7 protein-coding genes and 1 tRNA gene are annotated in these 6,595 nt (G+C 67.8%); 2 read left to right on the forward strand and 6 right to left on the reverse strand.

All coding sequences use genetic code 11. The features are described 5' to 3' along the window. Nucleotides 1-3: 3 nt before the first annotated feature. The 5 genes from rplA to GZ998_RS10730 form a co-directional block, all read right to left on the reverse strand. On the reverse strand, nucleotides 4-693 hold the full coding sequence (gene rplA, locus GZ998_RS10710) for a 50S ribosomal protein L1 (protein ID WP_161924779.1): 690 nt from the start codon (nucleotides 691-693) through the stop codon (nucleotides 4-6). An 80-nt stretch (nucleotides 694-773) separates the two neighbouring features. After that, entirely contained in the window at nucleotides 774-1,205 is a 432-nt protein-coding gene (rplK, locus tag GZ998_RS10715; RefSeq protein ID WP_161924780.1) for a 50S ribosomal protein L11, read from the reverse strand. Between the two features lie 197 nt (nucleotides 1,206-1,402). Further along, nucleotides 1,403-2,128 (reverse strand): transcription termination/antitermination protein NusG, encoded by a 726-nt coding sequence (gene nusG / locus GZ998_RS10720; protein WP_161924781.1) that lies wholly within the window; start codon nucleotides 2,126-2,128, stop codon nucleotides 1,403-1,405. Nucleotides 2,129-2,229: 101 nt separating this feature from the next. Then, entirely contained in the window at nucleotides 2,230-2,463 is a 234-nt protein-coding gene (gene secE, locus GZ998_RS10725) for a preprotein translocase subunit SecE (protein WP_162679959.1), read from the reverse strand. 94 nt (nucleotides 2,464-2,557) lie between these two features. Then, nucleotides 2,558-2,630: transfer RNA gene (locus GZ998_RS10730), tRNA-Trp, on the reverse strand. 183 nt (nucleotides 2,631-2,813) lie between these two features. Between GZ998_RS10730 and GZ998_RS10735 the strand changes: the two genes are divergently transcribed. Together GZ998_RS10735 and GZ998_RS10740 are read left to right on the forward strand one after the other, a co-directional pair. After that, nucleotides 2,814-4,028 (forward strand): pyridoxal phosphate-dependent aminotransferase, encoded by a 1,215-nt coding sequence (locus GZ998_RS10735; protein WP_162679960.1) that lies wholly within the window; start codon nucleotides 2,814-2,816, stop codon nucleotides 4,026-4,028. Then, nucleotides 4,029-4,559, forward strand: coding sequence for a hypothetical protein (locus GZ998_RS10740; protein ID WP_219109828.1), 531 nt, complete (start codon nucleotides 4,029-4,031; stop codon nucleotides 4,557-4,559). 351 nt (nucleotides 4,560-4,910) lie between these two features. On the opposite strand, the gene GZ998_RS10745 is transcribed toward GZ998_RS10740, so the two are convergent. Further along, the gene (locus tag GZ998_RS10745; RefSeq protein WP_374939209.1) at nucleotides 4,911-6,344 is read right to left on the reverse strand and encodes an alanine/glycine:cation symporter family protein; all 1,434 of its coding nucleotides are present in this window, start codon (nucleotides 6,342-6,344) and stop codon (nucleotides 4,911-4,913) included. Between the last annotated feature and the right edge of the window lie 251 nt (nucleotides 6,345-6,595).

Here is a 6,595-nt window from a genome sequence, read left to right on the forward strand (position 1 = left end):
CGGTCAGAGCTTGGCCACATCCAAGGGGATGCCGGGGCCCATGGTCGTCGCCACGGTCGCCTTGAGGATGTACCGCCCCTTGGAGGTCGACGGCTTGAGCCGCTGCACCTCCTCCAGCGCAGCCTGGAAGTTCTCGGCCAGCTGCTCCTCGGAGAAGGAGGACTTGCCGATGACAAAGTTGAGGTTGCCGGCGCGGTCGACGCGGAACTCGATACGTCCCCCCTTGATGTCGGTCACGGCCTTGGCCACGTCCATGGTGACAGTGCCGGTCTTGGGGTTGGGCATGAGGCCGCGGGGGCCGAGCACGCGGCCCAGGCGCCCCACCTTGCCCATCAGGTCGGGGGTGGCGACGGCGGCGTCGAAGTCGGTGTAGCCACCTGCGACCTTGGCGATGAGCTCGTCGCCGCCAACCTCGTCGGCGCCGGCGGCGATGGCCTGCTCGGCCCGCTCACCCTGGGCGAATACGACCACCCGGGCCGTCTTGCCGGTACCGTGCGGCAGGGACACGGTGCCGCGCACCATCTGGTCGGCCTTGCGGGGGTCAACGCCCAGGCGGAGTACGACGTCCACGGTGGAGTCGAACTTCGTCACGGACGTCTCCTTGGCCAGCTTCACCGCTTCCGCGGGCGTGTAGAGGATCCCGGACTGGATCTTCTCCGCCGCGGCGCGGTAGGCCTTGCTGCGCTTGGTCATCTGCTTCTCCTTAGCAGTCGTGGTGAACGGGCCGCGCAGGCCCTTCCACGCTTATTGGTTCTGGGTTACGGGCCGGGGTCTCAGGCCTCGACGGTGATGCCCATGGAGCGGGCGGTGCCGGCAATGATCTTGGCGGCGGAGTCGACGTCATTGGCGTTCAGGTCACGCATCTTGGTCTCTGCGATCTCACGCACCTGCGCCTGGCTGAGCGAGCCGACCTTGTCCGAGTGGGGGGAGGCGGAGCCCTTGGAGACGCCTGCGGCCTTCTTGATGAGCTCTGCGGCCGGCGGAGTCTTCGTCACGAAGGTGAAGGAGCGGTCCTCGTAAACCGTGATCTCCACCGGGACGACGTTGCCGCGCTGGGACTCGGTCGCAGCGTTGTAGGCCTTGCAGAACTCCATGATGTTGACGCCGTGCTGACCGAGCGCGGGGCCGATCGGCGGAGCGGGGTTGGCCTGGCCGGCCTGGATCTGGAGCTTGATCAGCCCGGCGACCTTCTTCTTAGGAGCCATGGGTAATTCGGTCTTTCTTGTCCGGAGTGCTGCACACCTGCCGTGCAGCGCGTGGTTGTGTTGGTACGCGGATGCGTACCGGGCACGCGAGCGCCAATCTTAGACCCGCGTACGCGTCCGTGAGAGGCCCGGTGGGCGGTCTCACAGGCGGGCCGCTCCCCGCCTTCGTCCTCTGGGGCCGCCGGCGGGGGCAGCGGTCAGATCTTGGCCACCTGATTGAAGGCGAGCTCGGCGGGGGTGTCGCGGCCGAACAGGGAGATGAGCACCTGCAGCTTCTGGGTGTCGGGGTGAATCTCCGCAATCGTGGCGGGCAGCGACTCGAAGGGGCCGTCGGTGACGATCACGGACTCGCCCACGGAGAAGGCGACCTCGTAGACCTGGCCATCGGCCACGACCTGGGTGCCCGTACCCTCCTCGGGCGCGGTGGCCGCGGCAGCACGCTTGGCGGCGACCTCCTCCGGGGTGGGGCCAAGCTGTGAGACGGCCTCCTCAAGCGTCAGCGGCACCGGGTCGTAGCGGTCACCCACGAAGCCGGTCACGGCGGGGGTGTCCTTGATGGTGCGCCACACCTGCTCGGAGGTCTCCGGGTCATCCAGGTCCATCCGCACGAATACGTAACCGGGGATGCGGACCCGCGACACCTCTTTCTTCTTGTTGCCGTTCTTCAGCTCGATGACCGTCTCCATCGGGGCGACGGCGTCAAAGACGTAGTCCTCCAGCTCGAAGTTCTCGGCGCGCGCCATGATGTCCGCGGCGACGCGGCGCTCGTAGCCGGAGTAGGTGTGCAGCACGTACCACTCGCCGGGAAGCGAGGACATCTGCTTGCGGAACTCCTCGACCGGGTCGACCTCGGCCGGGGCGTTGTGCGGATCGGCGTCGGGGGCGACGGCGGCGGGCTCCTCGGGGACGTTCTCCTCGGACACGGTGCTTCTTTCTCCTCGGACTGGATGTGGCTGCGACTGCGGCGGCGGTGAGACCTGCGCCGAGTGTGGCGAGTATGGCAGGAGTGCGGCGGGCCTGGCGCTCAGGCGAAGACCCACAGGACGAGTCGATCGAAGACTGCGTCCAGGGCCCCGGTGAACAGCATGATCGCCAGAATGAAGACGACCACCACCGCGAAGTAGGTCCACAGCTCACTCCGCGTGGGCCAGACCACCTTGCGGAGCTCGTCAATGACCTGACGGAAGTACAGGGACACGCGGGAGAAGGGCCCGCGCTTCTGCTTCCGTGCGCCCTTGGCGACGGTTGTATCGCTCATGCTCTCGTGATCCTCGGGGTCGACGTTCCGGTCACGCCCTGACGGGCGAGAAGACGGAGCCGACGGGATCTCCCGACAGATCCGCCGTTCTCAGCAGGGCAGGCGGGACTCGAACCCACAACCGCCGGTTTTGGAGACCGGTGCGCTACCAATTGCGCCACTGCCCTTCAGCGGCCACCAATCTTGCCACATCATGCCCGGAATACCGAACTCCAGCTCCGTGGGCTGCGCCACGTCAGCGGGCTAAGCCGCGCCGCGTACCGCCCGCCGGCTTGAGAACCTCGCCACCTCGGGCCGCATACCGGGATGACACTGCGCTCCCCCCGAGGTGTACGTGAGACTATCTGCCCGTGAGTACTGCACCTAGGAGTCGCGTTTCCGCCCGTCTGGCCGCCATATCCCCCTCGGCCACCCTAGCCGTCGACGCCCGGGCGAAGGCCCTGCGCGCCGCCGGCCGCCCCGTCATCGGCTTCGGCGCCGGCGAGCCGGACTTCGCCACCCCGGACTACATCGTTGCCGCCGCCGTAGCCGCGGCCCAGGATCCGGTCAACCACAAGTACTCCCCCGCCAGGGGGCTGCCCGAGCTGCGCGAGGCGATCTCCGCCAAGACGCTGCGGGACTCCGGCTACCTGGTCTCCCCCGAGGACATCCTGGTTACCAACGGAGGCAAGCAGGCCGTGTTCCAGGCCTTCGCCGCACTGCTGGACCCGGGCGACGAGGTGCTGCTGCCCACCCCCATCTGGACCACCTACCCCGAGGTCATCAGCCTGGCCGGCGGCACCACCGTGGAGGTGTTCGCCGGCGCGGACCAGGACTACAAGGTCACGCTCGATCAGCTGGAGGCAGCCCGCACCGAGCGCACCAAGGTGCTCCTGCTGTGCTCGCCGTCCAACCCCACCGGCGCCGTCTACACCACCGCCGAGCTCACCCATATCGGACAGTGGGCGCTGGAGCACGGCATCTGGGTAGTCACCGACGAGATCTACGAGCACCTGCTCTATGACGACGCCCAGCCGGCCCACATCGTGGCGCTCGTGCCTGAGCTGGCCGAGCAGACGGTAGTGCTCAACGGCGTGGCCAAGACCTACGCGATGACCGGCTGGCGCGTGGGCTGGATGATGGGGCCCGCCGATGTCATCCGCGCCGCGACCAACTTCCAGTCGCACCTGTCCAGCAACGTGGCCAACGTCTCCCAGCGGGCGGCCCTCGCCGCCGTGGCCGGGGACCTGTCCGCAGTGGAGCACATGCGCGCCGCCTTTGACCGCCGCCGCCAGCTGATTGTGTCGATGCTCTCCGAGATCGGCGGCGTGCAGGTCCCCACGCCCAAGGGCGCCTTCTACGCCTACCCGAGCGTGGAGCAGCTCATCGGGCGCTCGCTGCGCGGGCACGTAATCGACTCCTCCGCCACGCTGGCGGAGCTGCTGCTGGAGTACGCCGAGGTGGCCGTGGTGCCCGGGGAGGCCTTCGGCCCCTCCGGTTTCCTGCGCATGTCCTACGCCATGAGCGACGATGCCATCACCGAGGGCGTCACCCGCATGCAGCAGCTGCTGGCCGAGGTCGACTGAGTGCGGCACAAACGGCTACTGGCCGCGGCGATCGGCGCGCTGGCGCTCATCGTCGCGGCCGTGGTCTACGTGTTCTGGTGGCCGCTGCCCCAGGGCACCCCGGAGCTCGCGCCCGAGGTTGAGGCGCTGCGCAGCCAGGCCACGAGTTATGTACAGCAGCAGCCCGGCAGAGGAGATGACTGGTCTCTGGTTCTCGGAGCCACGAACACCGATGCCGTGTGGGTGCACTTCATCCGGGGCGGAGAAGCAGTTCCAGATACACGGATAGATGTCGGTTCATCGGCCGAAGTACTCGGCTGCACCATTACCGTCTTGGAGTCACACCCCAAGAGGCCATCGGGTCGGGGACCCGGGACCGCGTCCAGCTCTGCACTCATCGCCGTCCAGTGTCCCGACAGCGCCACTCCCACCGCCACCACTCCCGCTGCCCCTGTGGCCACCTCCACCGCACCCACCGCTCAGGCCGAGCCTTCTGGGACGGCTGCCTCAGCCGAGTCGGCCTCGGGCTTCGACGGCACCACTGCGCCCTGACTAACCGACTCCTGCCTCAGGCATGCAGACGGCGCAGCAAAGAGTAGAACGCAGTAGGACAACGCAGTAGGACAACGCAGTAGGACAACGCAGTAGGACAAGCAGTAGGACAAGGAGTAGCACTCCGCCTTGCCCTCCACCCCTATGCCCGGCAGTTCCCCCGGAGACACACGGGAGTCCACCGCCTGGGCATCGTCGGTGAAACCGCCGGTGGGCCCGGCATGAAAAGTGTCCATTTCTCGCCACTTTGGTCCCCACGGTCCCTGCTGGCGCTGAGCCTGCGGCGTATTTGCGCGGGTCCGGAACCGGCGGCAGCTCAAAGTGGCGAGAAATGGACAGTTCCCGCCCCACTCAGGCGGTCGCGTCCTGCGGGATGGAGGTGAATTCATCCCCGGGGCGTCGCAGGTACGGGTCCTGGAGCAGGTAGGCCCTGGTCTCACGGGCGATCAGGCCGGACAGCAGCACCAGGCCGATCAGGTTCGGGATGGCCATTAGACCGTTGGCGATATCCGCGAAGGTCCACACGTCGTCCAGGCTGGTGACGGTACCCAGGAAGATCAGGACGGTGAAGAACAGGCGGAAGGGCAGCACCCCGTGGACGCCCACCAGGCGCACGGTGCAGCGCTCGCCGTAGTAGGCCCAGCCCAGGATCGTGGAGCAGCCCAGGAATACCAGCGAGACCGAGACGATGTAGTGCCCCCAGTCCCCGGGCAGCCCGGTAGTGAAGGCGTTCGCGGTCATGGTGGCCGGGTTGTCACCCGTCCAGGCGCCGGTGGACAGCACCACCAGGCCGGTGCAGGTGACCACCACGAAGGTGTCGATGAAGGTCTGGGTCATGGACACCAGGCCCTGGCGGACCGGGTGGTTGGTCTTGGCCGCGGCGGCGGCGATGGCAGCCGAGCCCATGCCGGACTCGTTGGAGAAGATGCCGCGGGCCATTCCGAACTTGATGGCCATGAGCATGGTGGAGCCGGCGAAGCCTCCCACGGCTCCGTGCCCGGTGAAGGCGTCGGTGAGCACCATCCCCAGCGCCGCCGGAATCGCCGTGATGTTGACTGCGAGGATGTAGAAGCAACCGCCCACATAGAACACGATCATCATTGGCACGAAGGCAGCGGTGACCCGTCCGATGGACTCGATGCCGCCCAGCAGCACCCCACCGATCGCGATGGCCATGAGAATACCGACGAGCGCCGGATCCGCCCCAAAGGAGTGCTCCAGCTGTGCGGCCACCGAGTTGGACTGCGTCATGGAGCCGATGCCGAAGCAGGCGAGCAGCGTGGAGATGGCGAAGAACACCGACAGCGCGGTGCCCGCACGCCCCTTGATCGCGTGCTGCAGGTAGTACTGGGGGCCGCCGGACTTCTGGCCGTTGGCGTCGGTGGTGCGGAAGCGCACGGCAAGGAAGGCCTCGGAGTACTTCGAGGCCATGCCGAAGAATGCGGTTACCCACATCCAGAACAGCGCACCGGGACCGCCCAGGTGGATCGCAGTGGCCACGCCGATGATGTTGCCCACTCCCACAGTGGCGGCCAGTGCCGTGGTCAGCGCCTGGTAGTGGGAGATGTCCCCCTCGGCGGTGTCGGCCTCGCCACCGCTGCGGTCCAGCAGGGCGAAGCGCAGCGCCGGGAAGAGCTTGCGCAGCTGGACAGCGCGCAGCCGCACGGTCAGCCAGATGCCGGTGCCCAGCAGCAGCGGAATGAGCAGCCATGGCCCCCACAGGAAGTCGTCGGCTGCGGACAGCACCTCACTGAAGCTCGCCTGGCACGGCCCCGCAGCCGCCACCAAGTGCCCGGCCGCTATGCCGGGTGCGGCGGCTGGCTCGGCCACCGGCACGGCGCCGGGTGCCGGGGCAGGTACGGTCAAGAGCGCGGGTAGGGGCGTGGGGAACACGGTTACTGCCTTTCCGCCGGCGGGCACCGGCGCGGCCGTAGGTTACACGCTTGCGCGCGCCCGCAAGCGTGTAACCGTCAACAACGTGGCTGCGCGGCGCCCGGGCCCCGCGCAAGGCTCCGTACAGTCCCCGCGCAGTCCCC

Source organism: Actinomyces sp. 594 (assembly GCF_019325145.1).
GTDB lineage: Bacteria > Actinomycetota > Actinomycetes > Actinomycetales > Actinomycetaceae > Actinomyces.